Source organism: Phormidesmis sp. 146-20 (assembly GCF_052939475.1).
Window position 1 is genome coordinate 20,185 of record NZ_JBJPHT010000044.1, and the last position, 25,132, is coordinate 45,316.

A 25,132-nucleotide genomic window follows, 5' to 3' on the forward strand; every position below is an offset into this window, starting at 1 on the left:
CAATTGAGAGGTAGAATTAACCATTCAATCGCTCAAGCAAGTGACCTAAGTTGATCTTCAATCAGGTTTCCCTCGATTCCGTAACCCTTCACAGTTGGGGTCATTTGTCGTAAGGCATTCGTGATGCAGAGACAAACGGCAAAGAACGCAAAAAAAATGACACACCACACAATCGCGCTTTCTAAGGGCATGAGCAGTTTGCAATCATCAGAGCATCGCTATCTCTGGGCCGTCGGAGCCACCGCCGCACAAAAAACTGTGGGCACTTCGCTAGAGAACGATCGCTATCAGATTATTGCCCCTCAAATCTGGCGAGACACCCGCCCCGAAATCGATCCCCACGTTCCCGATATGCTGCCTGACGAGGCGCTTCCTTATCTACAACTCTACCCGCAGCGGCTGCATGTGCCCGAAGTGTATGGGTTTTATCAAGACGAGTCAGAAGACATTCTGCTGTTAGAAAATGCGCCGATCGACGCTTCTGGTCAACTGCAAGTGGCGATCGCTCAAGTCTGGCAGCAAACGAGCGCCGTCCGTCAGGTCTACTGGCTGTGGCAGATTCTACAGCTTTGGACTCCTTTATCAGAGTTGGAGGTCGCGTCGAGCCTGCTGTCTCCCGACAATCTGCGCGTCGAAGGCTGGCGAATTCGGCTTAAAGAGCTGATTCAAGATCAAGACGATCCCACCCACGTCACGGCTTCTTTTGCCCATCCTTCGCTCAACAATCTGGGTCAATGTTGGCAAATCTGGGTGCCCGATGCCAAACCTGCGATCGCCGACTCCCTCAAATCAATCTGCGACACCATGCAGGACGGCGCGACGCTATCTGAAGTGTCAGCCCAACTCAACCAGCTTTTACTCGAACAATCGGCGCGGCTGCCCCTGAGATTACAAGTCTTTGGCGCGACAGAAAGTGGCCCCCAGCGATCGCACAATGAAGACACCTGCTATCCCCTGACCATTCAAGCTCGCACTCAGCCCCATGACGATTTGACCCCACGTTTGACGATCGTCTGTGATGGCATCGGCGGCCATGAAGGCGGAGAAGTGGCCAGTCAGTTAGCCGTCCAGTCGCTGCAATTACAAATCAAGGCGCTGCTGACCGAGATTGCCGAACAGCCCGATCTGATTGCTCCAGAACTCGTCGCTGACCAACTGGCGGCGATTGTGCGCGTGGTCAATAATGTGATCGCGGCTCAAAATGATGCTCAAGATCGAGAAGCTCGCCGTCGCATGGGAACCACGCTCGTCATGACGCTTCAGGTGCCCCAGCGGGTGAGACTGCCAGAAGGGATGATCGCCAGCAATGCTCACGAAGTTTACTTAGTCAATGTGGGCGATAGTCGGGCGTATTGGATCACGCAGCAGTATTGTCATCAGTTAACAGTGGATGATGATGTGGTGACGCGAGAAGTCAAGTTTGGGCGAGCTTTGCAGCGCGATGTGCTCAAGCGTCCTGATTCGGGGGCGTTGACTCAGGCCTTGGGGACACGAGACAGTCAGTTTCTCCATCCTGCCGTGCAGCGCTTTGTTTTGGAAGAAGAAGGTCTGCTGCTGCTCTGTTCGGATGGCTTGAGCGATCATGACCTGGTGGAGCAGTCTTGGAGAGATTATGCAGACTTGATTCTTCGAGAAAAAGGGTCGCTAGAGTCGGCCGTTCAGTCGTGGTTGGCGTTGGCCAACGATCGCAATGGGCATGACAACACTTCGATCGTGCTCACCTACTGTCAGGTGTCTGCGCCCTTACCCGAACTGCCCCGCAAAGAATCTGTTATTGAGCCTGCGATCATCCCGGCGGTGTTGCCCGAAGCGGTCGTGCCCGAAGCGATCGCCCCAACTCGCCGCAAATCGCTGCCTCTGTTGCCTTTGAGAATCTTTATGATGCTGTTGCTCACCAGTGCATTGGGGCTAGGAGTCTGGTATTCTGTCGATCCGGTTGGCTTTAATCAGCGCTTTAATCAGCTTAGAGAACGGCTGCCGCTCAGGAGTTTTCTCAAACAATGAGGAAGAGGGACGCTCTTATGCAAAGATGAAAAGATTGTAGAAAAGATTTTGGGTTGGACTGATTGTGGTGAACGCTCTCGACAAGGAAACACTAAGGATTATGGAAGTAGGAACTCGTGTTCGGGTTGTGGAGTCCGTTGTCATTTATCACCATCCAGAACATCGAAGTCAGCCGTTTGAGCTAAAGGGGCAAGAAGGGGAAGTGGTGGCAATCGTCAAAGAGTGGCAGGGCCGCCTGGTCAGTGCTAATTTCCCAATTTTGGTGAAGTTTGGCCCCAAGCTCAAGGTACATCTACAAGACTTTGAGCTAGAAGCGATTTAGCCTACTTTTTGCAAAACCAACCAAATAGATTTATGTCACCGCGCATCTTCTCAAGCGCTTGCTGATTTTGAAGGGCGATCGCTTGATACCATTCACAGTAGCGATCGTGGTCTTCTCGATAGTGCGCTTCCTCGTAAAACTGATGGGTGGTGCGATAAACCTCTAAGATTTCTGCATCTGATTGAGCAGTCGGCCGAAACCAGCGATGATCGTTATAGCGCATGGGCTGAAATTAAAATAAAGCCTACGTCTTAGCCAATCTAGCTCATTCTTAGACTAAAGACATTCTTAGACCAAAGGCATTCTTAGACTAAAGACATTGGACGGGAGACGTTAGCCAGAAAGCTAAAAGCCAAAACTTGAAAACTCGCTCTGCTCAAATTTCCTCAAACTCTCGCTAATCTTGACCTTGAGAGATGGGAATCTCGATCGTAAATTCTGTACCAAACTTTGGAGAAGAGCGACATTCCAGACGGCCGCCATGCTTTTCGGTGACGATTTGATAGCTGATGGAGAGGCCTAGCCCCGTCCCTTGTCCGACAGGTTTGGTGGTAAAAAAAGCGTCAAATAAGCGTTGTTGAATCGCTTCGGGAATGCTCGATCCGGTGTTGTGAATGCGAATCTTGACGCGATCTCTTTGAGTTACCCGCAAGGGGTCGCTTTGAGTTACCCGCAAGGGGTCGCCTACTCGTTCAGTTTGAATCCGAATTGTCATTGCTTTCTGGGTCGGCGTTTGACCTTTGACCAACTCTCCCGCTTCTTCGAGAGCATCGATCGCATTCGTCAAAATATTCATGAAGACCTGGTTTAGCTGTCCGGCGTAGCATTGCACTAGCGGCAACTCACCATAGGCTTTGACAATCTCAATCGAGGGGCGATCGGGCGAGGGGCGAAGGCGATTTTGCAAAATCATCAGCGTACTGTCGATGCCTTCGTGGAGGTCTACCACTTTGCAGTCAGCTTCATCCAGTCGAGAAAAAATTCTCAGCGATCGCACAATGTCTCGAATGCGATCGGTGCCCACTTGCATCGAGTTGAGCAGTTTGGGCAAATCTTCGCGCAAAAACACAAGATCAATGTCGTCAGCTTTGGCTTGAATGTCTGAATTTGGCTGCGGATAGTGGCTTTGATAGAGCGCTAACAAATCGAGTAGATCTTCGGCGTACTGGCGAATATGGATCACGTTGCCATAGATAAAGCTCACCGGATTGTTAATTTCGTGAGCAACGCCCGCCACCATTTGCCCCAGGCTAGACATTTTTTCGCTCTGGACGAGGTGAATCTGAGCTTTTTGCAGCGATTGCAGCGTTTCTTCAAGCTGTTGGGTCTGGTCTTGGGCAGTTTGGGCGGCGGCGAGGCTTTGTTTGTAGAGTTCGGCCTGGTCGATCGCAATGGCCACCTGGGCCGTGACGGCTCTCAACAGTTCCACTTCGCTCGGTGTCCAGGGGTGAAGCTGTTGTCGATGGTCGCAGGCAATCAGACCAATGCGATCGAGGCTTGTTTCCACAGTTAATAAAATCGAAGATTTGGAGTCGATCGACTCCAAAAATTTTTGATAGGCTGACTCTGCTAGATCCGCCACGTTATCCGTTTGCAAAATTTCTTGATCGAGGAGCTGTCTTGCCTCCAAACCGACGAGACTCGCTGCATAACAACCAATCACACTGGGCAAATCTGCTCCCTTTGCTTCTTTGATCACTTCCCACATAGGCGATTCTGAGTCAGGAATATGCCACGCAAAAAAACAGTAATCGACTTCTAGCAGTTGGTGAATGGCCTGGAGCGCAGTCTCAAGAACGACATCCAGTTCTAACGAGTGGCGAATCTGATTGGCAATGCGATTGAGCAGCGATTGGCGATCGGCAAATTCTCGAAGTTCTGCTTCGGCTTGCTTGCGATTGCTGATGTCGCGCACATACACAAAGCTATATTCTTCGCCGTCAAATTCGAGGTAGTTGATCGCAAACTCGATCGGGATAATGGCTCCTGCTTTGGTGCGAGTCCGTGATTCTGCAACCATTCCACCTTGCTGCTTGAGAGTTTGCCAGTGGGCGCTCCAGGCTTCGGCAGGAAAATCCACATCGATATCCAGCACTGACAGAGCCATAAACTCTGAAAGCGAATAGCCCAAGACTTGGGTGGCAGCTTGATTGGCATAAAAAAACCGAGCATCTGACTTGATCCAAAAAATCGGATCGGCTGCCCCATCGATCGAAAACTGCATCAGTTGTAGTGCTCTGTCAGCTTGTTTGCGATCGGTGACATCGTGAGCCACCCAAATTACGGTGTTGTCGAGCATCGGAGAAACGGTCGCATCAAACCAGAGCAGCTTTCCGTCGATCGAGAGACTATACTCCAAACTGACAGCCCGTTGAGTCTTGAGCGCTTGTTGAATGCAGTTGACCGATCGAGTCGCTTCTTCTAGGGGTAAAATTTCGTGCATGGTTTTGCCGATGACCCGATCAGAAGGCTGGTAAAGTAAATCGGGATTTGTCGGAGCGATCTTGAGATAACGTCCTTCAGCGTCTAAAACAAAGATCACATCCGTCATTGCCGCAAATAAAGCATGTAGTTCTGCTTCTGTGCGTTTGCGTTCTGCGATCTCATGTTCTAGCTGTGCAATCATCGATCGCTGCTGGTGATTTTCTAGATTTTCTTCTAGCGTTTTCCATTCCATCGAGTGACTTTCAGAATTATCTAAGCGAATGCACTGTGAGATCACTTCTGCATACATGATGATGCCTGAGATATTATCTTGTTGATCTCGATAGGGTTTTACTTGCCATTGCATCCATTTGGTTTCGCCGTTAGGAAAGTGTAGTTGTTCGACTTCGCTTTCTACGATCGCGCCTGCTAAACTTTGTTGATGCACTTCTCGCCAGCGCGTTGAAATATTGGGTAAAACGTCATAGCAATACTGACCGATAATTTCTGAAATGCTGCCCAGTCCAAATTCATCAACCCAGCGCTGGCTGAGTCCTTGGTAGCGTAGATTCTGGTCAAAGAGAGCGATCGCCACCGGGGCTTGCTCTATAAACCGTCGAAACAGGTCTTCTGGTTGCATCTGCGCTGGGAGTTGACTGGATTGCAGCATGGGTGCGGAATTGAGAACTTATTCTAACGTTCCCAGTTATTGGAAGTTTTTGATTTTACAGTTAGATAATAAAGCCTTAACGTCCACCCACTCTGCGATTTGAGCCTTAGCAGTGAGTGGAGAACATCTAAAACTTTGGTTCATGCACCTTAAAGCAACCAATGCAGTTAGAGAATAGCAGACTTGAGCAGAAGGGCCGCCTTGCAAAGCGAATCAATTTAACCGAATTAACAGAAAAGGGCAGGGATCAGGCTGCGATCGCTCAGACCAGTCAGCTTTATCAGTTCTGTGTGGCTCGAAAAGTCCTTGAAGTTCCTGAGAAGTGGGGTTGGGGGCAGGAAGACAGAACCCCGCAGCGCATAACTTTCAGAGAACTCACGAATTCTTCGCGTGCGATCGCTTGACATGCAACCAATTAGTTGCGTATTATTTTGATATGGATGCAGTGTTCAAAGCCCTTGCTGACCAGAGTCGCAGAAAATTGCTCGACCAGTTGTACATTCACAACGGACAAACCCTAGGAGACCTATGCAAACACCTTGATATGACGCGACAAGCCGTGACAAAGCATCTCACTGTATTAGAAACCGCAAATCTGGTCGTCATCGTTTGGCACGGGCGAGAAAAACTGCATTACCTGAACCCAGTACCCATCCAGGAAATCTACGATCGCTGGTTGAGTAAATATGAACGCCATCAATTAGACGCACTGAGCGAGTTAAAACGCAGCCTCGAAGAAAACACCAGGGAGACGGAACATGACTAAACCCACCTTTGTTTATGTGACCTACATTGCAACCACTCTCGAACAACTCTGGGAAGCGCTGACTAGCGACGCATTCACCCAGCAATATTGGGGAGATGGGCAACTTGCGTCGGACTGGCAGGTGGGGTCACCCGTGCAGCATATCAATCAAGATGGTCAATCTGAAGGCGTTGGCGAAGTGTTGCAGTCCGAGCCGCCACATCGACTTGCTTATAGCGTTTGGTCGCCTGATGTTGTTGAAGTCCAACCGTCTCGTGTGCTGTTTAAGTTAGAGCAGGCTGGAGCCAGGGTGAAATTGACGTTGATCCACGATCGACTAGACACCCAAAGCTGCCTATCCCTTAGCCAGCAATGGACAACTCGCCTATCTGACCTCAAACAGCTACTAGAACTCGAAGAAGTCTTCATTCTGGTCGCCTAACATCACTCGGTTATGGGAGTTTTCATCAGTTAGTTCGATTGAATTATTTCGCGTCGTTTGATGCTTCTCCAACCCCGCGATTCTGGGAGACTTTTAGACAAGATTTCTCGTTCAAAGTCCCTCATTGAGCCGAGATTGAGGAGCAATCCAAGGCAACCAAAGCGAAGAGATCCATCGAATTCACGTCAACCAACCCTACTGCCGATTACCCATTTGTGAATCCGTCAAACTCATTGAGGAAATCCACATCATGATTCCTACCGTTATTGAACAATCGGGTCGGGGAGAAAGAGCCTTCGACATTTATTCTCGGTTGCTGCGAGAGCGAATTGTTTTTTTGGCAGAACCCGTCGAGTCAGAAATGGCCAATCGAATTGTGGCCCAACTGCTGTTTTTAGAAGCAGAAGACCCCGAAAAAGACATCTACCTCTACATCAACTCTCCCGGTGGCTCTGTGCTGGATGGCTTAGGAATCTACGACACAATGAATCACATTCGTCCAGATGTTTGCACAATCTGCTATGGATTTGCGGCCAGTATGGGCGCGTTTCTGCTCGGTGCGGGTGCAAAAGGCAAGCGCAGCAGTTTGCCCAGTTCGCGCATTATGATTCACCAACCTTCTGGCGGGGCGCAGGGGCAGGCGGTGGATATTGAGATTCAAGCTAGAGAAATTCTCTATCTAAAACGCCGGATCAATCAGAGCATGGCGAACCATACCGGGAAGTCTCTGGAGCAAATTGAGCAAGATACCGAACGAGATTTCTTTATGTCGGCGCAGGAAGCGGTGGAGTATGGCTTGATTGATCAGGTCGTCGATCGCTCCCTACTCTCCCTTCCCACCCCCACTATGCAGCCTGAATTTGCACCCGTTTGATAGTGCCATCACGAAAGCACTGGGTTAACGACCCTCACTGAGAGTGGCTCAACTGAAACGATCGCTCACCCACTCTATGTTCTCGGCTCCAGGTGGTCAGGTCAGAGAGGGAGCGATCGCGATACAGCCCATAGCGTTCTTGCTTGTTGCGAATCTTTTGGGGCAGGGTGGGCAAGATACCAAAGTTGGGCGGCATGGGCTGAAAGTGTTTGGGCGAGGCAGAACAGATAAAGTCAAACAGCGACCCCATCATCGTTGTCACCGGAAGCGTCAGAGTCGGAAGCCCCAAAGCGATGCGAGCGGCGTTGGTGCCAGCCAGCCAGCCGCCAGCCGATGCAGCCGTGTAGCCTTCGGTGCCGCTGATTTGACCCGCCGCAAGTAGAGTAGGACGCTTTTTGAATTGCAGTGAGGGCGACAGTAGCTCAGGTGAATTGATGAATGTGTTGCGGTGCATGACTCCCATGCGGACAAACTCGGCCTGTTCTAACCCAGGGATTAGCTGAAAGACGCGCTTTTGTTCTCCCCAGCGCAAGTTGGTTTGAAAGCCGACGAGATTCCAGAGTTGTCCCGCTTTGTCCTCCTGGCGAAGTTGCACGACGGCATAGGGACGATGAATTTGATTTTCGGGGGCGCGAAAGTCTCCTCGGCGCGAATCAAATAGTCCCACAGGCTTGAGTGGCCCGTATCGCATCGTGTCTTCGCCGCGTCGGGCCATTTCTTCGATCGGCAAACAAGCCTCAAAAAACTTGGCCGTTTCTCGCTCAAAATCCTTGAGTTCTGCCTGTTCTGCTTTGCACAATTCTGTCCAAAAATGCAAATACTGATCTTTGTTCATCGGGCAGTTGAGGTAGGCGGCTTCTCCTTTGTCGTAGCGCGATGCGAGAAATGCAATGTCAAAGTTGATTGATTCACCCACGACGATCGGACTGGCTGCATCAAAGAAACTCAAATACTCTAAGCCTGTAAATTGCCGTAAATCTTCGGCCAGTTCTGGGGTCGTTAGCGGCCCGGTTGTGAGAACGGTAACGCCTTCTGAAGGAATTTGGGGCACTTCGCCACGCCGCAACTCGATCAAAGGATGGTTAGCCAGCGTCGTTGTGAGATCTTGACTAAACTGGGCCCGATCGACCGCCAGCGCACCCCCCGCCGGGACTTGATGCTCATCCGCTTTGGCAATGACGATCGACCCCAATCGACGCAGTTCTTCATGGAGTAGACCAGAGGCGCGATCGCTAGACTGTGCGCCAAACGAGTTGCTGCATACGAGTTCGGCAAGCTCTTGGCTGTGGTGGGCGGGGCTGAGGCGTTCTGGTCGCATTTCGTGCAAAATCACGGGCACGCCTGCTTGAGCAATTTGCCAGGCGGCTTCGGTGCCTGCTAATCCGCCGCCAATTACCTGAATCGGTTGTTGAGTCATATCATCCTGCGCGTTTGCCTTTTTCTAGGATACGAGAGCGATGAAAGACTCGGTGAAAGTTTTGGGCGATCAAACAAACCAATTTTGCTGCTTAGGAGGCGGAGGCGGTAAAGGTTTTCCGCGGAGCAGATTCCAGGTAATGGTTCCCACTACGCCATCTGCCCTGAGTCTGTGCGTTTGCTGAAAGTTTACTACACCTGCATGAGTGGCTGGATCAAACACCCCATTGCGCTTCAGCGAATAGCCGTTGACGTTTAGCAAACCTTGAAGTTCATAAACATCTGCTCCGGAGTCACCCTGCTTGAGCGATCGTGTCCCCGGTTGGACTGTCTTTTTTAACATTGCCCAGGTTTGAATACCCACGATGCCATCAATTCTCAGGTTGTGTTGAGCCTGGTAGACTCTGACGGCGGCTTCTGTCCGACTGTTAAACTCTCCGTCTACTCTCAAAACAAACCCATGAGCATTGAGCAGGACTTGTAAAGCCTCGACGCGATCGCCCAGATCCCAGGGGTGCAGTTCTCCCTCGGTGACCGACTCAAAATGGGGGGGTTCAGAACTCGATGTCATCGCAGTCGCCAATGGTGGCTTTTCTAATACTTATTCGGGCTTATTCGGGAAAAGAGAGACCTTGGGAGACTAAAAGCTTAGTCCGTCTAGAGTCCAAAGTCCAGGGTCGCTATTGAACTGTTTCTAACGCTTAACTTCGATATTGGAATAAGTTAATCAGACCTTTACTTAGTTTAAATCTATCTGTAACCAAAAGTACTCAGTTTATAGGTCATCCTAGTATTTATACGGTCATGGTGCGTCTATCTTTATGCTGTTTATCCTGCTTCTTTCAGCCGACCCCCTTTTGGACTGTGATTTCCTATGCCAGGATTGTTTGAGCCGAGGCTTGATTTAGACGCGACCTTAGCTTGTTTGTATCTTCATCAGGCCTGCGTTGATGCGCGATCGCCCACTGCTTTAGTGAGCCAACTGTTTGAAACTTCGACCTCGCTGCCCGGTGTGATTTTGCTAGAAACCAATCAGTGTGCGGGGATGATTTCGCGCAAACATTTCTTTGAGCAGATCAGCCGCCCTTACATCCCAGAGCTTTTCCTAAAAAAACCGCTTCACCTCTTTTACAAAACGACCGAAGCTAAACCGCTGATTTTGCCCGGAGACACCCCCATTTTGGCCGCCGTACAGCGAGCCTTAGAGCGACCACGGCACCAGCTATATGAGCCGATCGTCGTGCAGCTTCCTGACGAATACGCCCTGCTCGATATTCCTCATCTGCTGTTGGCTCAGTTACGAATTCATGAGCTAGTGCAGTCCAGTCTCAAACAGAGTCAACAAGCGCTGGCTCAAGAAAAAGAACTCGCCCAAATCACGCTGCACTCGATCGAAGATGCCGTGATTACGACCAACAAAGTGGGAGACGTGCGATCGCTCAACCCCAAAGCCGAAAGCCTGACAGGTTGGACTTGTGAAACCGCCCAAGGAATGGCTCTTTCCAAGGTTTTCAATATTCTGCATCAGGAAACTCGCAAACCTGTCAGCAATCCGCTAAAAACAGTTCTGAGAAAGGGCAACACCGTAGAACTCAACCACCACGCTTTGCTACTAGAGAAAAACGGACGTGAGTTTGCGATCGATCTCTCTGCGTCCCCAATCCGCGCTAAAGAAGGGCAAATCATTGGCGCAGTACTAGTGTTTCGAGATGTCACTCAAGCGCGAAGTCTAGCTCGACAACTTTGTTGGCAGGCACGTCACGATATGCTGACGACGCTGGTCAATCGGCGAGAATTTGACCGATGTCTCGACCAAGCCTGCCACACGGCGCAAATCGGACAAACTCACGTCCTCTGCTGTATGGATCTCGATCGCTTCAAAATCATCAACGACACCTGTGGGCATCTGGCAGGCGATGAACTGCTGCGTCAGGTCAGTGATTTGTTGAAAAGCTGGGTGCGAAAGTCTGATCTGTTGGCTCGGTTGGGCGGAGATGAATTTGGGCTGCTGTTGCACCAGTGTTCTCTGGCAGAAGGCCGGGAGGTAGCTCAAGAAATTCACCAAAAAATCCAGAACTTTCGATTTGTCTGGCAGGGAAAAACCTTTGCGATCGGCGTGAGTATTGGTCTGACGCTGATGGATGCGAATGTGAGCGCGATCGACAGTTTTAATCAAGCGGATGCAGCTTGTTATCGAGCCAAAAAACAGGGGCGAAATCGCATCGAAATTTATCAGCCTGAGTCGTCTCATCTGATTCGCGTTAGCGGCAGTCCGTTGATCACTCAGATCGCCAAAGCGCTAGAAGAAGATCGGTTTCGACTTTACTATCAGCCTATTTTGCCACTGGCTCCCGATCGCCAATCCTCTGAGCATTATGAAGTGTTGATTCGGATGTTAGACGAGACGAATACGTTGCTATTACCCGCAGCATTTCTCTCGACAGCCGAAAGGTATCATCTGATGCCTGCGATCGACCGTTGGGTAATCCGAACTTTGTTTGCAACTCAAGGCGAGTATTACCGTTATCTCTGGCGTTATGCTCAAGAGCAAAATCTAGAGTGTGATTGTCTGTTTGCCATCAATTTGTCAGGCGAAAGCATTAACGAAGAGAGTCTGGTGACGTTTATTCAAGAACAATTAACCCTGCATCAGATTCCGCCGCAACTGATTTGTTTTGAGATTACAGAAACGATCGCAATCTCTAATCTGGGTAAAGCGGCTCAAGTGATTCGCGATCTCAAGCAGTTGGGTTGTCGGTTTGCACTGGATGATTTTGGCAGCGGCATGTCTTCGTTTGGCTACCTAAAAAATCTGCCTGTTGACTATCTCAAGATTGATGGCTCTTTTGTTAAAGAAATTGCCCATGATTTTGTGGCCAGCGCGATGGTCGAAGCGATCAACCACATTGGACATGTGATGCAGTTAAAAACGATCGCAGAATGTGAAGATGATGAAACGCTGGCAAAGGTGAAAGCGATCGGATTTGATTATGCTCAAGGCTACAAGATTGCCAAACCCTGTGCGTTTACGGTGGAGACATTGGCTGCGACCTACTCCGCTCGTCCCAAATTTTCTGCAAAACCTGGTTTAACGTCGGTTCGATAACATCATTTTGCTTTGCTGATGGGCGGCTCAAGTGAAGCATTTAAGTCAAAATTCATGTCACTCTAAGATTCTCCGCAGCGATGCACTGCCTAACGAAACGGTCTGAAATTCTCAAAGCAACGCACAGCCTTCAACAAACATGAGAAGATCCAAGAGGTGAATCAGTTTCGATATTCTCTGATAAAAAATGCTTCAAAGCTCCCACAAAAAGGCAAAAGCGCTCAAACCGTCTAGTCGCCGTCCTGCGAAAGCGTTGTGTAGCGAGTGTGGACTGTGTGACACCTATTACATTCACTATGTCAAAGAAGCCTGTGCTTTCTTAAACCAACAGATTGCTGAGTTAGAGGAGCAGGTTCACGATCGCGCCCGCAATCTCGACAATCCGGATGAATGGTACTTTGGCGTGAGTCAAGACATGATGGCCGCCCGCAAAAAAGAGCCGATTCCTGGCGCGCAGTGGACGGGGATTGTTAGCTCGATCGCCATTGAGATGCTGACTCGCGGACTGGTCGAAGGGGTGGTTTGCGTTCAAAATACGGCCGACGATCGCTTTCAGCCCAAACCTGTGATCGCCCGTACGCCTCAAGAAATTCTCGCGGCACGAGTTAACAAACCCACGCTGTCACCCAATCTTTCGATTCTCGAACAGGTTGAGCAGTCTGGGATGAAGCGGCTGTTAGTCATTGGGGTAGGCTGTCAGATTCAAGCCTTGAGAGCCGTTGAGAAAGAATTGGGTCTCGAAAAGCTCTATGTGTTGGGAACGCCCTGTGTCGATAACGTCGATCGCGCCGGGCTGCAAAAGTTTTTGGAAACGACTAGCCGATCGCCCGATACAGTGGTGCATTACGAATTCATGCAGGATTTTAGAGTACATTTCAAGCATGAGGACGGCTCTGTTGAACGGGTGCCCTTTTTTGGACTCAAAACCAACCAACTCAAAGATGTGTTTGCGCCCTCTTGTATGAGTTGTTTTGACTATGTAAATTCCCTCGCGGATCTGGTTGTGGGATATATGGGCGCACCCTTTGGCTGGCAGTGGATTGTGGTGCGAAACGATCGCGGTCAAGAAATGCTGGATCTGGTGCAAGACCAGATCGACACTCAGCCTGTGATGTCTCAAGGCGATCGCCATAATGCCGTTCAGCAGAGCATTCCTGCCTACGATCAAGGCGTGACGCTTCCTATGTGGGCCGCTAAACTAATGGGCGTGGTGATCGAGAAAATCGGCCCCAAAGGTTTGGAATATGCCCGCTTCTCGATCGACTCTCACTTTACCCGCAACTATTTATATGTAAAACGCAACTACCCCGAAAAGCTAGAACAACATGTCCCCGATTACGCCAAACGGATTGTCGACCAGTACAACCTACCAGAGTGACAAACTACAGAGCGATCGCAGCGGATTGGGTAGTGAATAGAGCCTCCAACTTTCTCAAACAAGTCTCGGTTTGGAGTCTCCCAGAATTGGCAGATTGGGGGCAGGAGCTTCTAAACATCGAAGCGAGAAACCTCCATTGCACTCACATCGACTCCCATCCGTTACTGAATCCGCCTAAATCAGTCCCTTGAAGGCCGTTTGCTCGGCAACTTGTTTGCCTTCATTCAGCAAATAGTCGAAGAAAGCCTGAGCGATCGCCGACAACTGTTTTCCACCGGGGTAGACCACGTACCATTGACGCTCGATCGGAAAGCCTTCTACATCCAAAACAGCCAGTTGGTTGTTGAGTCCTTCGAGTGCCAGCGTATGTTTTGAGAGAATCGAGATTCCCATACCGCCTGCGATCGCTTGTTTGATCGCCTCATTACTGCTCAAATCTAGCTTGACCTTCATCGTCAGCCCGTGAGCATCAAACAGCTTCTGAACCGTTTTTCGAGTGCCTGATCCCGGTTCTCGCATGATAAAAGGTTCTTCTGCAATGCGCTCTAGGGGGATGTTCTTCTCTTGCGCGAGGGGGTGACTGCGGGGAGCTAACACAACCAGCGGATTTTCCATAAAGGAATGGGTTTGCGCTTCTGAGTCGTCGGGCAGTTGGCTAATGATATAAAGATCGTCGCGGTTGGCAGCCAGACTGTCTAGAATATATTGGTGGTTGGTCACCGTTAGCGAAATGTCAATCCCAGGGTAGCGCTGACAAAACGGCCCCAAAATTCTGGGGATCACATACTTGGCAGTCGTGATCACAGCGATGCGTAACGTGCCTTGTTTGAGTCCTTTGAGGTCAGCGATCGCAATATCAAATTGAGAGAGGCGATCAAACACATCCTGACAAGTGGCATAGAGTTCTTTCCCGGCGGACGTGAGAAACAGCTTTTTGCCGACCTGCTCAAATAGCGGTAAGCCGACCGTTTTAGAAAGCTGCTTGACCTGCATCGAGACCGTAGGCTGGGTCAAAAATAATTCTTCCGCAGCACGGGTAAAACTGCTGTGACGGGCGACAGCTTCAAAAACTTTGAGTTGGTGAAGAGTAGCGTTTTGCAAAGGAAAAGCTCCTGCCATAATGAGTAAATAGATAAATATCTATGTGAGTGATTGAGAACAGTGATTTCTATTGATAGCTTTTGTAGCTATGATAATGCACAAGAGCATATGCTCCCTTCCAATCTGCGTTGCATGTCAAAAGGTTTTGTTGGAGCCATCGCTGAGTTGCTGACTTGTAGCGCATCGCTGGCCACCCACATCCGATATGCAACGCTTTCTTTATTGAGATGAGCCATTGAGGTGAGCCGCTGGCACTGATTTTCAGGCTCCTCTGTGCTGAATATGTGGGTTGAGTTTTGCATTCTATTCACATCCTGAATCTAGTGATTGGTATCAAACTGTAATGGTTCTAGATGTCCAATTGATGGATTATGACGTTAACGATCGCAACAAGTAAAAACTATGGCTGATATTGTTGATATTGCAGTGGGCGCTGGGTCTTTTAGTACGCTGGTGACGGCGGTCAAGGCGGCAAATCTGGTCGATGCGCTCAAGAGTCCTGGCCCGTTTACGGTGTTTGCTCCAACGGATGAAGCCTTCGCCAAACTACCACCGGGAACCATCCAAACGCTGGTACAAAACATTCCTCAACTCACTCGAATTTTGATGTTTCACGTCGCGTCTGGCAAATATACACAAGCCGATTTAGAAAAGCTGGGTTCTGTGACTTCGCTAGAAGGGTCGCCGATTCCTGTCAAGTTTATCGATGGCTTTGAGGTCAAAAATGCCACGGTTGTCGCGCCAGACATCGAAGCCGATAACGGAATCATTCATGTAATCGATAACGTGATTTTGATGGGCTAAGTTTGCAAACGAATCAGCGGGTGGGGTTGTGGGTGCGATCGCTTCACTTAGAAGAATCGCCTCAGTGAACCCCTTTTTTTGTTCAACAAACTTATTCAACAAACTGTTCTATTCAACAGGGCAGAATTAGAGAGTAGAAAGACCGCTCCATCCACTCTCTTGTCAACGGTTTTAGCGATAGGATTGACTTTGAATTTCTCGAATCCGAGACTCTGGACGCAGGAAGCGATCGAGCTGTGATTCAAAGAAGGCGCGATTGGCTTTGAGATGGTTGGGATTGGGATCATCCAGTGGATAGAGCAACGCGGTTCGCAACGCTTGAATGACCGCAGAAGTCACACAATACATCGATCGCTGAAAGCTCACTGCCAACTGCACCAACATATCGTCTTCACCGCGACAGTGCTGTTTGTAATACTCGACCAGATATTCCGGTAAGAAGTGCAGCATGTCTTGAGCCAACAGCGTCGGCGGAATGCCAGCCGTGCCGACGGGGAATTTGTCAGCATAGAGAACTCCATAGTGAAAATCGGGCTGCTCACCGGGAACTTGGCCCGCCTGAGCGTTGTAGGACTTGGTGCCTCTAAACGGTGACGTGCGGTAAAAGACAGCTTCTACGTAGGGCAGAGCGGCTTCATAGAGCCAGGTAAAGCCCTTGGATTTGGGAATGATTTCATAACACTCGCCGCGAATGTAAACGTGATGGTAAATAGGACGACCTGCGATCGCAAAGATGCCATTTACCAAAAAATCCATTGCTTGAGGAACGCTGGCGATCTTGCCTTCATCATACAAGTCAGACATCTCGAAGAACACGGGAGCCATCACTTCCCAAAACAGTCCGAGATTCGCATAGTAGGATGACTGACGACACTGTTCGAGAAACAGATCGGGGAATGCTTTGTGCAACGCTAACATCGCGGGATTGCCTTTGAAGTAGGCCTTGATAGCGCGATCGGCATTCGCCTTATATTCATCACTGTCGAGGAACGGATCAAACTGGTTGACGGGCACATACATACCTCGGTGCCAGAGCATTGCCCGCATACACTCTTCAGCAAACTCCATGTTGACGCGATCGTGCCACAGGTGATGCGCCAGACGCGGTAGTTTCTTCTTGAGTTCGCCTTTTTCCATAAATTCCAGCAGTTCTGGATGGGCCGTCGCCACTCCGCGCCAGATTCTCAAATCGGCATCATCGCCCGCATAGTGGTTGTGACGCTGGAGATATTCATCTGAGATGAAGTATTTGAAAAAGGGAAACGGGTTGAGAAAAACCTGCTCGCCAATGTAAAGCAAGTCTCGCCAATAAAAGTCCATCGGCACGGCATAGGCTTTGTACAACCCGATGATCTGCATTAAGTTCTCAGGGGTGTCAGGGAGCATGGCCCCACCCGCTTCGAGACGGTGAATGATGTCGGCGAAGGGGTGCTGTGACGGAGGCAGTTTGGTGGTGGGAGGTGCGGCTAGGTTCATAGGAATAAAGGGTGTGTGGGCTAGGATTCGCGTCGAACTAAGAATTAGGGCTTGACACTGGCGATCGCGGGTGCTTTCAATTCACTGACTTTGAGGGTGGGTTGCTGTGCGAGACGGCGAGATTCTGATAGGGGAGTTGCGGCAACGCCCCCTCGCGGGTATCTCGAAGAGAGCGCCGTGGTTGTGGTTTCACTCCAGCGCACCATCCAGGTCGGTTGTACTCCAAGCCAGATGATCAGAGCTGTCAAAATCAAAGCGGGAGCCTGTTCTAAAAAGGTAACTCTGGGATAGTAGGCGGTGTAGTTGCTTAGTTTGCCAAAGCAAGTACGGTTAAGCAAAATCACAAAATAAACAGCGGTTAAAGCGGTTCCAGCGATACACAAGAGCGTGGGTAACGGAAACGCTGTATAGCTGCCCTGGAAGACCAAAAATTCTGCCACAAAGCCCGCCATACCAGGGATTCCTGCACTGGCCATGCCTGCCAAAATTAGCAATGCGCTGGTCAAAGGTAAGCCCCGAATCGGATTCAACAACCCGTTGAGAACATCCAGATCGCGCGTTCCGACTTTTTCTTCAATCACGCCAACCAGATAGAACAGGAGCGCCAAAATCAAACCGTGACTGATCATCTGAGAAACGGCGCCCACCATAGCCAGTGGCGTTAGGGCGGCTGTTCCTAATAGAACGTATCCCATGTGCCCGATCGAGCTATAGGCCACCATGCGTTTGATGTCTTTTTGAGCGATCGCCGCCATTGCGCCATACAGCACACAGACCGCCGCCAAAACTGAGAGTCCGGGGGTCACCACCGCCCAGGTTTCAGGAAACAGACCTAGACAAAAGCGCACCAGTCCATAGGTTCCCAGCTTTGCCAATACGCCACCAAGCAAAATGGCCGTCGAAGCAGACGATTCTACATAAGCGTCAGGCAGCCAGGTGTGCAGCGGTACTAGCGGAATTTTGATGCCAAATCCAACCAGCATTAGCGTTAGGAGAATTAACTGAGTCCGCTGAGACAACCCTTGAGTTTGGATGTCCGCATAGTCAAAGCTAGAAGCTCCCGTGAGCCAATTGAGGGCGAGAAAGGCAGCCAGAATCAGGATTCCAGAAACCGCCGTGTAGATCAAAAACTTGATGCCTGCATAGTCACGCTTCTCACTGCCCCAGATCACAATCAGCAGATAAAACGGAATTAGCTCAATCTCGTAGAACAGGAAAAACAACAGTAAATTTTGGGCTAATAACGCTCCCGCCATCCCTGCGCTGATTGTCAACACCAACGCATAAAACAATCGGGGACGCTTAAGAGAAATCGCAGTCATCGATCGCGAGTCACTGCTAAAAATAACCACCAGCGTCAATAGATTAGTCAACGCTACCAGCGGCAGAGACAAGCCATCGACACCCAATCGATAGTTCAACCCCAGCGTCGGAATCCAGGTCATGAATTCTTGCATCTGCATTCCTGGCACAGACAGATCAAACCGAGTAAACAGGGCAAGTGTCCAGAGCAGAATAAGAGAGGAGACCGCGATCGCCGCTTTGCGTATCCGAGCAGCAGGCACTTCTCCAGGAAAAAATCCGATAATTGCGGCTCCAATTAGTGGCAGCCAAATTAATGCACTCAACATGGCGAAGATCCTTTAGCCTACGGTTTGATGAAAAAGAGCAGCGGCGGTGGTCAGCACCAGACGAGACAGCGACGACCAGCAGAGAAACAAGCCCAGCGCCGTCACCCCAAACAAAATTGTCAACGCATAAAACTGAAACTGCCCAGAGTTGCTATATTTCAGGCTTTGACCGCTAAACAGGGTGACAATGCCAAATAAGTTAACCAGACCATCGACCAGATATCTATCAATCCAAGAAGTCACGCGAGAAATGATGGCAACGCTTAAGACAATGCTGCCGCGATAAATGTTGGGCGTGTAGAAGTCGTAAGCCACCAGATCTTGCAGCGCTTTTACCGGGAATTGAACTGGCTTTTGAACATAGTTGCCAAGATAAATTACCGCACTGATGCTCACCCCAAACATGCTTGACCAAATCAGCAATAGAGCCATGTCGGTATTCATCTTTGACCAGGCAGGCAGGAGTGAAAGAGACTGAAGAATCAGCGGCAAGTGAAGCGTAAAGCCCATCAGAACGATCATCGGGAGAGCCATCGGCCAGTGAATTTCGGGCGATCGCTCGGACATCTGTTTGGTTTTGCCACCAAAGACGAGGCAGAAGGTGCGAGTAATGCCAAAGGCGGTCAGGGCATTCGTCAGCAAAATCACGCCTACTAAGAAAGGATGATTAGACGCTTGCAGCCCATCCGCGAGTTTGAGCATCGCCCAAAAGGTGCCCAACGGCGGAAAAGCAATCAAGCCCAACCCTGCCACAATCAACGCTGAACCCGAAACCGGACGGCGTGACCACAAGCCACCCAGCATCGTCAAATCTTGAGTAATGCTATTCCAAACGATCGCGCCACTACTCATCATCATCAACGCCATCGACAACGCATGGGTTAATACAATCAACAAGGCGGCTTCGGTCTGTCCAGCTCCGACTGCGATGAACACGATGCCCATGTAGGCAGTTACCAGATAAGAGAAGGCGCGTTTGATGTCGATTTGTGCCAGGGCGATCAGAGAACCTCCGATCGCTGAGATGGTGCCAATCACAATCATGGCTGACTGAACCACGGGAGACAGCGCCAAAACGGGTTCTAGTTTGACTAAGATCCAGGCACCCGTGGCCACGACGACCGAATTTCGCAAAGCCGACGCGGGAACCGGCCCTTCCATCGCTTCATCTAGCCACAAATGGAGCGGAAACTGAGCGCATTTGCCCATCGGCCCCGCAATCAGCGCCAATCCGACTAAGGTCACAACACCCGGATCAACGTTCGCCGTTTTTGCCCAGAGTGCCAGGTCATCAAAGTTCCAGGTGCCCGCCAGCGGAAGCAGCGCAACCACACCCATCAACAAGAAAAGGTCGCCAATGCGTTTGGTCAAAAAGGCATCTCGCGCACCCGTCACCACAAGCGATTGATTAAACCAGATGCCAACAATTAGATAGGTTCCTAGAGTGAGAATTTCGAGAATGATGTAGCTGAAGAATAAGGAATTGCACAACACCAGCGCCGTCATCCCCGCTTCAAACACTGCCATCAGCGAAAACAGCCGCCCCCAGCCCCAATCCATTTCCATGTAGCCGATCGCGAAGATCTGGGACAGCACATTTAGCCCTGTGATCACGACGATCGCACCGATCGTCAGCGAAGAAATCTCAATCGGAATCGTCAGGTCTAGTCCGGCGACATTCAGCCAAGGGACAAATAGCTGATAGGCGGGTTGATTCCAGGTCGCGGGCAGAGCGATCGCCGCATGGATAAGCGACAAAAAGGTCATGATCACATTTACATAACCCGCAGGACGCGGCCCGGTGCGGCGAGTAATCCCTGGAAACCAGAGGACAGATAAGGCTGCGCCTAAAAGTGAATAGCAAGGAATTAACCAGACGGACTGGAGGAGCAGTTGAGACATCGCAATCATCTCTCGGTTGTAATCTGGACGAAGACTGATGGGCGTAAAAAGCACCTACCCAAACCATGACTAGTGGAGGATTTCTAGGCAGTGCTAATCTTTTCTTAATGGATCTTTGTTACTTATAATTTCTATCACATCTAACTGTGTAATAGACTTTTTGTTATTGATAGAAACCCTTGATTTTTTTGATGGGTCTGATAGAGTCCGCCGTATTGGTAGAGAGATTGCAGTAGAGAGGAAAGTATAGTAGACGCGGAGTTTTTGTCTGATTGTAATAATTGATTTAAGTCTATGATTAAGCGATTCCCCAGAAGCTTTCATAGAAGTATGTAAGCCTGTGAGCACTTAGCGATCGATTTCTCAGTAAACTTTCATTAAAATCCTGTGAGCATCGACTGCAAAAATATTCTCAAATAAGAAGAGCTATTGAGCTGCTTTCTACTTCAACAGAGAAGTGCTTTAGAGAAGTGCTTTAAATATTTGATCTAAATTTTTGACCACATGCGGCGGGTTGCCATTGTGTTGAGGTAAACTCTCAGATTTCTGGTTCTAAGTTCCTCCCTGGTATGGGATTTAGAAGACTGCCTACATTGACAACCGCAGCGAAAGATTTTATCAATTCACGGTTTGTTGAGCTACCAGTAGCTAAGAATCGAGCGCCACAAGCCACAGCGCGTAGCGTTGCCCTCGTGGTTTACGCGGGTCTTTGATCGTCTTTAATTGTTTTATGAGGGTCATGGACTGATGGTTATGCTAGTGATTTCAGTTCATCTTCATTTTCTCACTCTCACACTGAAGCTACCCTGCTCAGAATTGGCAGCTTGGGGGGGCAGAAGAACCCGCAACGAAGCGAAACAACTTACATTGATCTCACGCTTTTCACGAGTCGATTTTGAGAAACTATGAGTCAGTTCAGGAAACCACCAGCGATCGCAACCTCACCTCCCTCACTGCCGAAAACTGAATGAATAGCCAGCATACTCATCCCCTTCGTACAAAACAATCAGCCAGGTTTGCGGATCAAAAGCGAGCGGATAAGCGTCTCGTTGGGCTGTTGTGCCGCTTCTAATCTCCAAGTTTGGCAACTTGCAATATGGCTCTTTGACGATCGCCCTGACTCTACTCTTGCGATCGCGCTCCGGAATCGTTAGCAACTGACTCAATTCCTCTCTGGAAAGTACCTTCTGAGGCTGAATGACCTGTTGACAGGCATCTTTAGGAGCTTTGGCGCTCAAAAGATCACGCGGATTGATGAACATGCCAGCCAATGCCAACAGCGTGCCAGCGGCCAACAAATACTTCACAGACTGTCTTTGGGAGCGTCGATATCTCATCGTCTTCCTCCAATAAGGGCTAATGTGACAAAGAAGCTTATTCAGTAGTACGTTTGTCTTACAGTACAATTGTACTAAATTATGAAAACGTGCGACAAAAGTTCTCTCATTCAGTCTCTTTATGAAAATGCCGTAGAATAGGAAGGTTGTCTAAAAACGATCGCGGACGAATATCATGGCAGTTCCTAAGAAGAAAACCTCCAAATCAAAGCGTGACAAACGCAAAGCCACCTGGAAGCACAAGGCAGTCGTCGAAGCGCAAAAAGCGTTGTCGATGGGCAAATCGATCTTGACGGGTCGGGCGAGAGGCTTTATCTACCCGCCTAACGAAGAAGAAGCCGAAGAAGAATAAGGATGAGGGCCGAGGGATGACATACTAAAAGTTCTCCCGCCTCATGCCTTCTGACGACGCACGATCGTTCCAAAATTTGCTACACAGTAAATGTGAAAACTCTGTAGGAATTTAAGCAATGCTGGGGAAGTTTTTCCAGAAGCCAGGAGCCGATATGCACGACCCCTTGCGGGTAACTCGAAGAGATCGCGTTCCGCCTGGGCAACGGTTGACCAATGGGTTTCCAGTTCTCACCTATGGGGATACGCCTGTCGTCGATCGAGACACCTGGCAATTCAAAGTTTGGGGTTTGGCAAAAGAAAAGATCTTTAGCTGGTCTGACTTTATGGACATGCCCCAAAGCAGCTTCACGGCTGATTTTCACTGTGTCACCACTTGGTCAAAGCTGGATGTGCAGTGGATTGGCATCAAAGTGACCGATTTTATGAAATTTGTGGAAGTCGATCCTCAAGCAGTTCACCTTATGGAACACTGCTACGGCGGCTACACCACCAACATTTCAATGGACGATTTTCTACGAGAAGAAAACTTTTTTGCTCACACCTTGTTTGGCGACCCGCTTCCGCCTGACCACGGTGGGCCAATGCGTCTCGTCGTGCCTCATCTCTATGCCTGGAAGAGTGCCAAATGGATCAACGGCTTAGAGTTTCTCAACCACGAAGCCCTCGGTTTTTGGGAACGAAATGGCTATCATCGACGTGGCGAACCGTTTGCAGAAGAACGATATAGCGATCGCTAAAAAGCTGTGAGAATCATTTCACCCATTTGCTCATCTTTAAATAAACGACGATTTCGCTTTCTCTTCAGCTTCGATCACCGCTTGCCAGGTGCGATTATAAACTCCCGGCGTGAAGGGAAAAGCTTGGTCTGAGGTGCGTCCAGTTAGTTGCGTCAAAAAGTCCCAAGTTGGATTGGCGACAAGATCCCATTCGTAGAGCGTAACTCCCATCTCTTGGGCGATTTGGTAACAGGCGGCAGTGTGACGATCGTAGGCTTCTGCAAACCGTTGGCGATCGAACGTTACGCCTCCATACAGCGCTTCTCGAATTTCGATTTCAAAGGGTGACAGCGTATCAGACGGTCGTGACTCAAACCAGGCTTGACAATCTTCTAGCCAGGGTTCTAGCGATCGTGTGGTGAGAATGTAAAGGCCATTTTTGGGCAACTTTTTTTGTCGAAACCAGAAGGCGACGGGCGCATCCGTGACCGCATGAAACTGCCAGAGAGACTCGTACGATCGGGGGTAATGTTTCCACGAATAGCCCAACAGCGTCATGGCTTTGCCTGCGGTGCGGTTTCCGGTGGCGGCTAGCCCTACAAAGAAAAATCGCTGACGGTAAATCAGAGCCGTCGTCACAACGTAGCGAATCCTATGGAAGATCTGTTTAATTTGACGTTTTAGAGAGTCCATTGTTTTAGTAGATGCTGAAATTAATTTAGGGGTCAGTATAACTTTGCTTTCAGCCAAAATCTAATCATTAAAATATCTATTTAACTGCCTGTCTTTGCTTGTACAGTCTGAACGAATTGTTTGACAACGTTGGTATATTTTTCTGGCATATTGTTGTCGTGTCCACCGTTTTGAATTAAGAGCAGTTGCTTGGATTTGGGAGCCGCCGCATAGAGCGCTTGACCCATCTCGACGGGGATTTGAATATCACTGGTGCCTTGAATAATCAGAACGGGCATCTGGACAGATTTCATCTTCTCTAACGACTCAAAATGCTGCTGCATTAAAACGTCGATCGGCAACACCCAAAAAACGCCAAACCGCTTGCTCATATCCCTCATGCTAGTGAACGTACTTTGCACAATTAGAGCGGACGCTTCGGGATGTTTTGAGGCAAGGTCGATCGCGATCGCACCGCCGATCGAGTGTCCATAAATCACAATTTATTTGGCTGAAATCTTCAGATCCTGAGTCAAATACTTCCAGGCAGCTTGTGCGTCTTCATACACTTGAGATTCTGTCGGAAAGTCTCCTTCACTTTGACCAAATCCTCGATAGTCTATCAACAAAATTGAGTAGCCAACTTGTGAAACTGACGAGCCTGACTGACATTTGCGCCAATATTTACCGCATTGTGATGAAAGTAGAGCATGACGGGCGCATTCGTTTTCTCAGCAGGAATCCACCAGCCATGTAAGCGATCGACCTTCCCTGGTTTTGTCGTAATCAGTAGCCAAACATCTTGATAATTTAGCTTGTATAAATTAGGAGTATGGGGATAATCCCGTAAGGGAAAAAACATTAACCGCTGCTGTTGAAAGAGGCGTTGCTGAACAAAGGGATGAATCAAGTGAGTACGGGTATTGACCAATACTTTAGGTAATGGAGGAGCAATCGCAGCGAATGCTTTAGCATTTCGACCGACTTGGAGTAACACAAGGTCTTGCGATGCAATCGAGCTAAGTAGTGACGTAATCGGGTATTCTCGCCTTCGACTCTCGTCATATACGTCTTGCTCACAAGGTGGTCGCCTTCCTCAATAAAACCGGGATAAACCTTCCAGCCATCGGTGACATAGAAGTAGCAATGCCAGCAACAGACAATCTGCCACAAGGGTTTGAACGTCTCTGCGCTGTGATCTCCCACCACCCAAGCGAGAATGCCCGCCCGGAAATGGTTCACGGCTGTCCAGATCCAAATTTTGTTTTTTTTGACCCGACAAAGGTTTCTAGTTCGTCGAGTTCTCCCACCTCTGGAATCTCCGACTCCTGTGGGGCATCCGGCAGTTGCTGTCCGAGTTGCTTGACCCAATAAATCACCGTTGTGTGATGCACGCCAGTACAGCGCTCAATCGCGCGAAATCCCATGCCGTTGACGTAACGCATCAAGCAGTCCTGCTTGGTTTCCTCGCTGTAGCCTTTGGGTGGGTCATAGCCTTCAATAAATTGGCGACCGCAGGCGCGACAGATATGATTTTGCTTGCCTCGTCGTTTCCCGTTCTGGCGAACCTCAGTAGACCCACAGTATCGACACTGCATAGTACAACACCCTCATTCACCCCTCCATTATGCAACGCCTTGAAAGAATAGCAATGTGCAGAAAATAGAGTACCCGATCGCAAACCGTCTTGCTCGAATTAACCATTTTTTGGAACGTGAAATCGGCGGTTTTTTAGAGCGCGATCGTCCTTTTTTGAAC

The 25,132-nt window shown here is 49.4% G+C and carries 26 protein-coding genes; 12 read left to right on the forward strand and 14 right to left on the reverse strand.

All coding sequences use genetic code 11. The features are described from left to right. Positions 1 to 156 precede the first annotated feature (156 nt). Together ACKFKH_RS25465 and ACKFKH_RS25470 are read left to right on the forward strand one after the other, a co-directional pair. On the forward strand, positions 157 to 2,004 hold the full coding sequence (locus tag ACKFKH_RS25465) for a protein phosphatase 2C domain-containing protein (RefSeq protein ID WP_446861146.1): 1,848 nt from the start codon (positions 157 to 159) through the stop codon (positions 2,002 to 2,004). A 100-nt stretch (positions 2,005 to 2,104) separates the two neighbouring features. Continuing rightward, the gene (locus ACKFKH_RS25470) at positions 2,105 to 2,326 is read left to right on the forward strand and encodes a ferredoxin-thioredoxin reductase variable chain (protein ID WP_446861147.1); all 222 of its coding nucleotides are present in this window, start codon (positions 2,105 to 2,107) and stop codon (positions 2,324 to 2,326) included. 1 nt (position 2,327) lies between these two features. Here ACKFKH_RS25470 and ACKFKH_RS25475 read toward each other — a convergent pair whose 3' ends face one another. Continuing rightward, a complete protein-coding gene (locus ACKFKH_RS25475) occupies positions 2,328 to 2,549 on the reverse strand; it encodes a hypothetical protein (RefSeq protein WP_446861148.1) in 222 nt (73 codons plus the stop codon). 174 nt (positions 2,550 to 2,723) lie between these two features. Beyond that, positions 2,724 to 5,390 (reverse strand): PAS domain S-box protein, encoded by a 2,667-nt coding sequence (locus ACKFKH_RS25480; protein WP_446861149.1) that lies wholly within the window; start codon positions 5,388 to 5,390, stop codon positions 2,724 to 2,726. 191 nt (positions 5,391 to 5,581) lie between these two features. On the opposite strand from ACKFKH_RS25480, the gene ACKFKH_RS25485 reads away from it, so the two are divergent. From ACKFKH_RS25485 to clpP, 4 genes are all read left to right on the forward strand, one after another. Next, positions 5,582 to 5,824, forward strand: a complete 243-nt coding sequence (locus tag ACKFKH_RS25485; RefSeq protein ID WP_446861150.1) for a hypothetical protein — start codon at positions 5,582 to 5,584, stop codon at positions 5,822 to 5,824. A 32-nt stretch (positions 5,825 to 5,856) separates the two neighbouring features. After that, positions 5,857 to 6,186: an ArsR/SmtB family transcription factor gene (locus ACKFKH_RS25490; protein ID WP_446861151.1), complete on the forward strand. Its 330-nt coding sequence runs from the start codon at positions 5,857 to 5,859 to the stop codon at positions 6,184 to 6,186. Next, entirely contained in the window at positions 6,179 to 6,607 is a 429-nt protein-coding gene (locus ACKFKH_RS25495) for an SRPBCC family protein (protein WP_446861152.1), read from the forward strand. Before ACKFKH_RS25490 ends, ACKFKH_RS25495 begins: the two co-directional genes overlap by 8 nt. A 250-nt stretch (positions 6,608 to 6,857) precedes the next feature. Next, a complete protein-coding gene (clpP, locus tag ACKFKH_RS25500) occupies positions 6,858 to 7,481 on the forward strand; it encodes an ATP-dependent Clp endopeptidase proteolytic subunit ClpP (RefSeq protein ID WP_446861153.1) in 624 nt (207 codons plus the stop codon). 34 nt (positions 7,482 to 7,515) lie between these two features. Here clpP and trmFO read toward each other — a convergent pair whose 3' ends face one another. Together trmFO and ACKFKH_RS25510 are read right to left on the reverse strand one after the other, a co-directional pair. Beyond that, on the reverse strand, positions 7,516 to 8,898 hold the full coding sequence (trmFO, locus tag ACKFKH_RS25505; RefSeq protein WP_446861154.1) for an FADH(2)-oxidizing methylenetetrahydrofolate--tRNA-(uracil(54)-C(5))-methyltransferase TrmFO: 1,383 nt from the start codon (positions 8,896 to 8,898) through the stop codon (positions 7,516 to 7,518). Positions 8,899 to 8,967: 69 nt separating this feature from the next. Beyond that, positions 8,968 to 9,468 carry a peptidoglycan-binding domain-containing protein gene (locus ACKFKH_RS25510; RefSeq protein WP_446861155.1) on the reverse strand — a complete coding sequence of 167 codons (501 nt, stop codon included), beginning with the start codon at positions 9,466 to 9,468 and terminating at the stop codon, positions 8,968 to 8,970. A gap of 303 nt (positions 9,469 to 9,771) precedes the next feature. On the opposite strand from ACKFKH_RS25510, the gene ACKFKH_RS25515 reads away from it, so the two are divergent. The 3 genes from ACKFKH_RS25515 to ACKFKH_RS25525 all read left to right on the forward strand — a co-directional run bounded on the left by ACKFKH_RS25515 (position 9,772) and on the right by ACKFKH_RS25525 (position 13,572). Then, entirely contained in the window at positions 9,772 to 12,003 is a 2,232-nt protein-coding gene (locus ACKFKH_RS25515) for an EAL domain-containing protein (RefSeq protein WP_446861156.1), read from the forward strand. A gap of 187 nt (positions 12,004 to 12,190) precedes the next feature. Then, complete coding sequence (locus tag ACKFKH_RS25520; protein ID WP_446861157.1) at positions 12,191 to 13,381, forward strand: Coenzyme F420 hydrogenase/dehydrogenase, beta subunit C-terminal domain; 1,191 nt, start codon at positions 12,191 to 12,193, stop codon at positions 13,379 to 13,381. Continuing rightward, positions 13,378 to 13,572 (forward strand): hypothetical protein, encoded by a 195-nt coding sequence (locus tag ACKFKH_RS25525; RefSeq protein ID WP_446861158.1) that lies wholly within the window; start codon positions 13,378 to 13,380, stop codon positions 13,570 to 13,572. The genes ACKFKH_RS25520 and ACKFKH_RS25525 overlap by 4 nt, the downstream gene beginning before the upstream one ends. Here the strand turns inward: ACKFKH_RS25525 and ACKFKH_RS25530 are convergent. Next, the gene (locus ACKFKH_RS25530; RefSeq protein WP_446861159.1) at positions 13,556 to 14,482 is read right to left on the reverse strand and encodes a LysR family transcriptional regulator; all 927 of its coding nucleotides are present in this window, start codon (positions 14,480 to 14,482) and stop codon (positions 13,556 to 13,558) included. The two genes, ACKFKH_RS25525 and ACKFKH_RS25530, sit on opposite strands and share 17 nt — an antisense overlap. A 402-nt stretch (positions 14,483 to 14,884) precedes the next feature. Between ACKFKH_RS25530 and ACKFKH_RS25535 the strand changes: the two genes are divergently transcribed. Then, on the forward strand, positions 14,885 to 15,286 hold the full coding sequence (locus ACKFKH_RS25535) for a fasciclin domain-containing protein (protein WP_446861160.1): 402 nt from the start codon (positions 14,885 to 14,887) through the stop codon (positions 15,284 to 15,286). Positions 15,287 to 15,457: 171 nt separating this feature from the next. On the opposite strand, the gene ACKFKH_RS25540 is transcribed toward ACKFKH_RS25535, so the two are convergent. From ACKFKH_RS25540 to ACKFKH_RS25555, 4 genes are all read right to left on the reverse strand, one after another. Next, positions 15,458 to 16,762, reverse strand: a complete 1,305-nt coding sequence (locus tag ACKFKH_RS25540; protein WP_446861161.1) for a CO2 hydration protein — start codon at positions 16,760 to 16,762, stop codon at positions 15,458 to 15,460. A gap of 44 nt (positions 16,763 to 16,806) precedes the next feature. Next, on the reverse strand, positions 16,807 to 18,393 hold the full coding sequence (locus ACKFKH_RS25545; protein ID WP_446861162.1) for an NADH-quinone oxidoreductase subunit M: 1,587 nt from the start codon (positions 18,391 to 18,393) through the stop codon (positions 16,807 to 16,809). A 12-nt stretch (positions 18,394 to 18,405) separates the two neighbouring features. Next, the gene (locus tag ACKFKH_RS25550) at positions 18,406 to 20,295 is read right to left on the reverse strand and encodes an NAD(P)H-quinone oxidoreductase subunit F (RefSeq protein WP_446861163.1); all 1,890 of its coding nucleotides are present in this window, start codon (positions 20,293 to 20,295) and stop codon (positions 18,406 to 18,408) included. A 950-nt stretch (positions 20,296 to 21,245) separates the two neighbouring features. Then, positions 21,246 to 21,632, reverse strand: coding sequence for a hypothetical protein (locus tag ACKFKH_RS25555; RefSeq protein ID WP_446861164.1), 387 nt, complete (start codon positions 21,630 to 21,632; stop codon positions 21,246 to 21,248). Between the two features lie 175 nt (positions 21,633 to 21,807). Between ACKFKH_RS25555 and rpmF the strand changes: the two genes are divergently transcribed. Both rpmF and ACKFKH_RS25565 read left to right on the forward strand, forming a co-directional pair. Continuing rightward, a complete protein-coding gene (gene rpmF, locus ACKFKH_RS25560; protein WP_446861165.1) occupies positions 21,808 to 21,984 on the forward strand; it encodes a 50S ribosomal protein L32 in 177 nt (58 codons plus the stop codon). Positions 21,985 to 22,102: 118 nt separating this feature from the next. Then, positions 22,103 to 22,723, forward strand: coding sequence for a sulfite oxidase-like oxidoreductase (locus ACKFKH_RS25565; RefSeq protein ID WP_446861166.1), 621 nt, complete (start codon positions 22,103 to 22,105; stop codon positions 22,721 to 22,723). 36 nt (positions 22,724 to 22,759) lie between these two features. On the opposite strand, the gene ACKFKH_RS25570 is transcribed toward ACKFKH_RS25565, so the two are convergent. The 5 genes from ACKFKH_RS25570 to ACKFKH_RS25590 form a co-directional block, all read right to left on the reverse strand. Continuing rightward, positions 22,760 to 23,395 (reverse strand): hypothetical protein, encoded by a 636-nt coding sequence (locus ACKFKH_RS25570; RefSeq protein ID WP_446861167.1) that lies wholly within the window; start codon positions 23,393 to 23,395, stop codon positions 22,760 to 22,762. Positions 23,396 to 23,475: 80 nt separating this feature from the next. Further along, entirely contained in the window at positions 23,476 to 23,874 is a 399-nt protein-coding gene (locus ACKFKH_RS25575) for an alpha/beta hydrolase (RefSeq protein ID WP_446861168.1), read from the reverse strand. Positions 23,875 to 23,877: 3 nt separating this feature from the next. Then, complete coding sequence (locus ACKFKH_RS25580) at positions 23,878 to 24,000, reverse strand: hypothetical protein (protein ID WP_446861169.1); 123 nt, start codon at positions 23,998 to 24,000, stop codon at positions 23,878 to 23,880. After that, positions 23,997 to 24,305, reverse strand: coding sequence for a hypothetical protein (locus tag ACKFKH_RS25585; protein WP_446861170.1), 309 nt, complete (start codon positions 24,303 to 24,305; stop codon positions 23,997 to 23,999). The genes ACKFKH_RS25580 and ACKFKH_RS25585 overlap by 4 nt, the downstream gene beginning before the upstream one ends. Beyond that, a protein-coding gene (locus tag ACKFKH_RS25590; protein ID WP_446857380.1) for an IS1 family transposase occupies positions 24,281 to 24,972 on the reverse strand; the annotation gives its coding sequence in 2 pieces (ribosomal slippage) (positions 24,281 to 24,648 and positions 24,648 to 24,972; 693 coding nt in all). Before ACKFKH_RS25590 ends, ACKFKH_RS25585 begins: the two co-directional genes overlap by 25 nt. Positions 24,973 to 25,132: the final 160 nt, after the last annotated feature.

Bases quoted from the DNA above. Each gene is read 5' to 3' on its own strand.
- ACKFKH_RS25555 (WP_446861164.1), bottom strand. From the start codon at position 21,632: ATGAGATATCGACGCTCCCAAAGACAGTCTGTGAAGTATTTGTTGGCC.
- ACKFKH_RS25475 (WP_446861148.1), bottom strand. From the start codon at position 2,549: ATGCGCTATAACGATCATCGCTGGTTTCGGCCGACTGCTCAATCAGAT.
- ACKFKH_RS25515 (WP_446861156.1), top strand. From the start codon at position 9,772: ATGCCAGGATTGTTTGAGCCGAGGCTTGATTTAGACGCGACCTTAGCT.
- ACKFKH_RS25535 (WP_446861160.1), top strand. From the start codon at position 14,885: ATGGCTGATATTGTTGATATTGCAGTGGGCGCTGGGTCTTTTAGTACG.
- ACKFKH_RS25540 (WP_446861161.1), bottom strand. From the start codon at position 16,762: ATGAACCTAGCCGCACCTCCCACCACCAAACTGCCTCCGTCACAGCAC.
- ACKFKH_RS25545 (WP_446861162.1), bottom strand. From the start codon at position 18,393: ATGTTGAGTGCATTAATTTGGCTGCCACTAATTGGAGCCGCAATTATC.
- ACKFKH_RS25570 (WP_446861167.1), bottom strand. From the start codon at position 23,395: ATGGACTCTCTAAAACGTCAAATTAAACAGATCTTCCATAGGATTCGC.
- ACKFKH_RS25510 (WP_446861155.1), bottom strand. From the start codon at position 9,468: ATGACATCGAGTTCTGAACCCCCCCATTTTGAGTCGGTCACCGAGGGA.
- clpP (WP_446861153.1), top strand. From the start codon at position 6,858: ATGATTCCTACCGTTATTGAACAATCGGGTCGGGGAGAAAGAGCCTTC.
- trmFO (WP_446861154.1), bottom strand. From the start codon at position 8,898: ATGACTCAACAACCGATTCAGGTAATTGGCGGCGGATTAGCAGGCACC.
- ACKFKH_RS25495 (WP_446861152.1), top strand. From the start codon at position 6,179: ATGACTAAACCCACCTTTGTTTATGTGACCTACATTGCAACCACTCTC.
- ACKFKH_RS25485 (WP_446861150.1), top strand. From the start codon at position 5,582: ATGCAGTTAGAGAATAGCAGACTTGAGCAGAAGGGCCGCCTTGCAAAG.
- ACKFKH_RS25465 (WP_446861146.1), top strand. From the start codon at position 157: ATGACACACCACACAATCGCGCTTTCTAAGGGCATGAGCAGTTTGCAA.
- ACKFKH_RS25490 (WP_446861151.1), top strand. From the start codon at position 5,857: ATGGATGCAGTGTTCAAAGCCCTTGCTGACCAGAGTCGCAGAAAATTG.
- rpmF (WP_446861165.1), top strand. From the start codon at position 21,808: ATGGCAGTTCCTAAGAAGAAAACCTCCAAATCAAAGCGTGACAAACGC.
- ACKFKH_RS25520 (WP_446861157.1), top strand. From the start codon at position 12,191: ATGCTTCAAAGCTCCCACAAAAAGGCAAAAGCGCTCAAACCGTCTAGT.
- ACKFKH_RS25480 (WP_446861149.1), bottom strand. From the start codon at position 5,390: ATGCAACCAGAAGACCTGTTTCGACGGTTTATAGAGCAAGCCCCGGTG.
- ACKFKH_RS25565 (WP_446861166.1), top strand. From the start codon at position 22,103: ATGCTGGGGAAGTTTTTCCAGAAGCCAGGAGCCGATATGCACGACCCC.
- ACKFKH_RS25550 (WP_446861163.1), bottom strand. From the start codon at position 20,295: ATGTCTCAACTGCTCCTCCAGTCCGTCTGGTTAATTCCTTGCTATTCA.
- ACKFKH_RS25470 (WP_446861147.1), top strand. From the start codon at position 2,105: ATGGAAGTAGGAACTCGTGTTCGGGTTGTGGAGTCCGTTGTCATTTAT.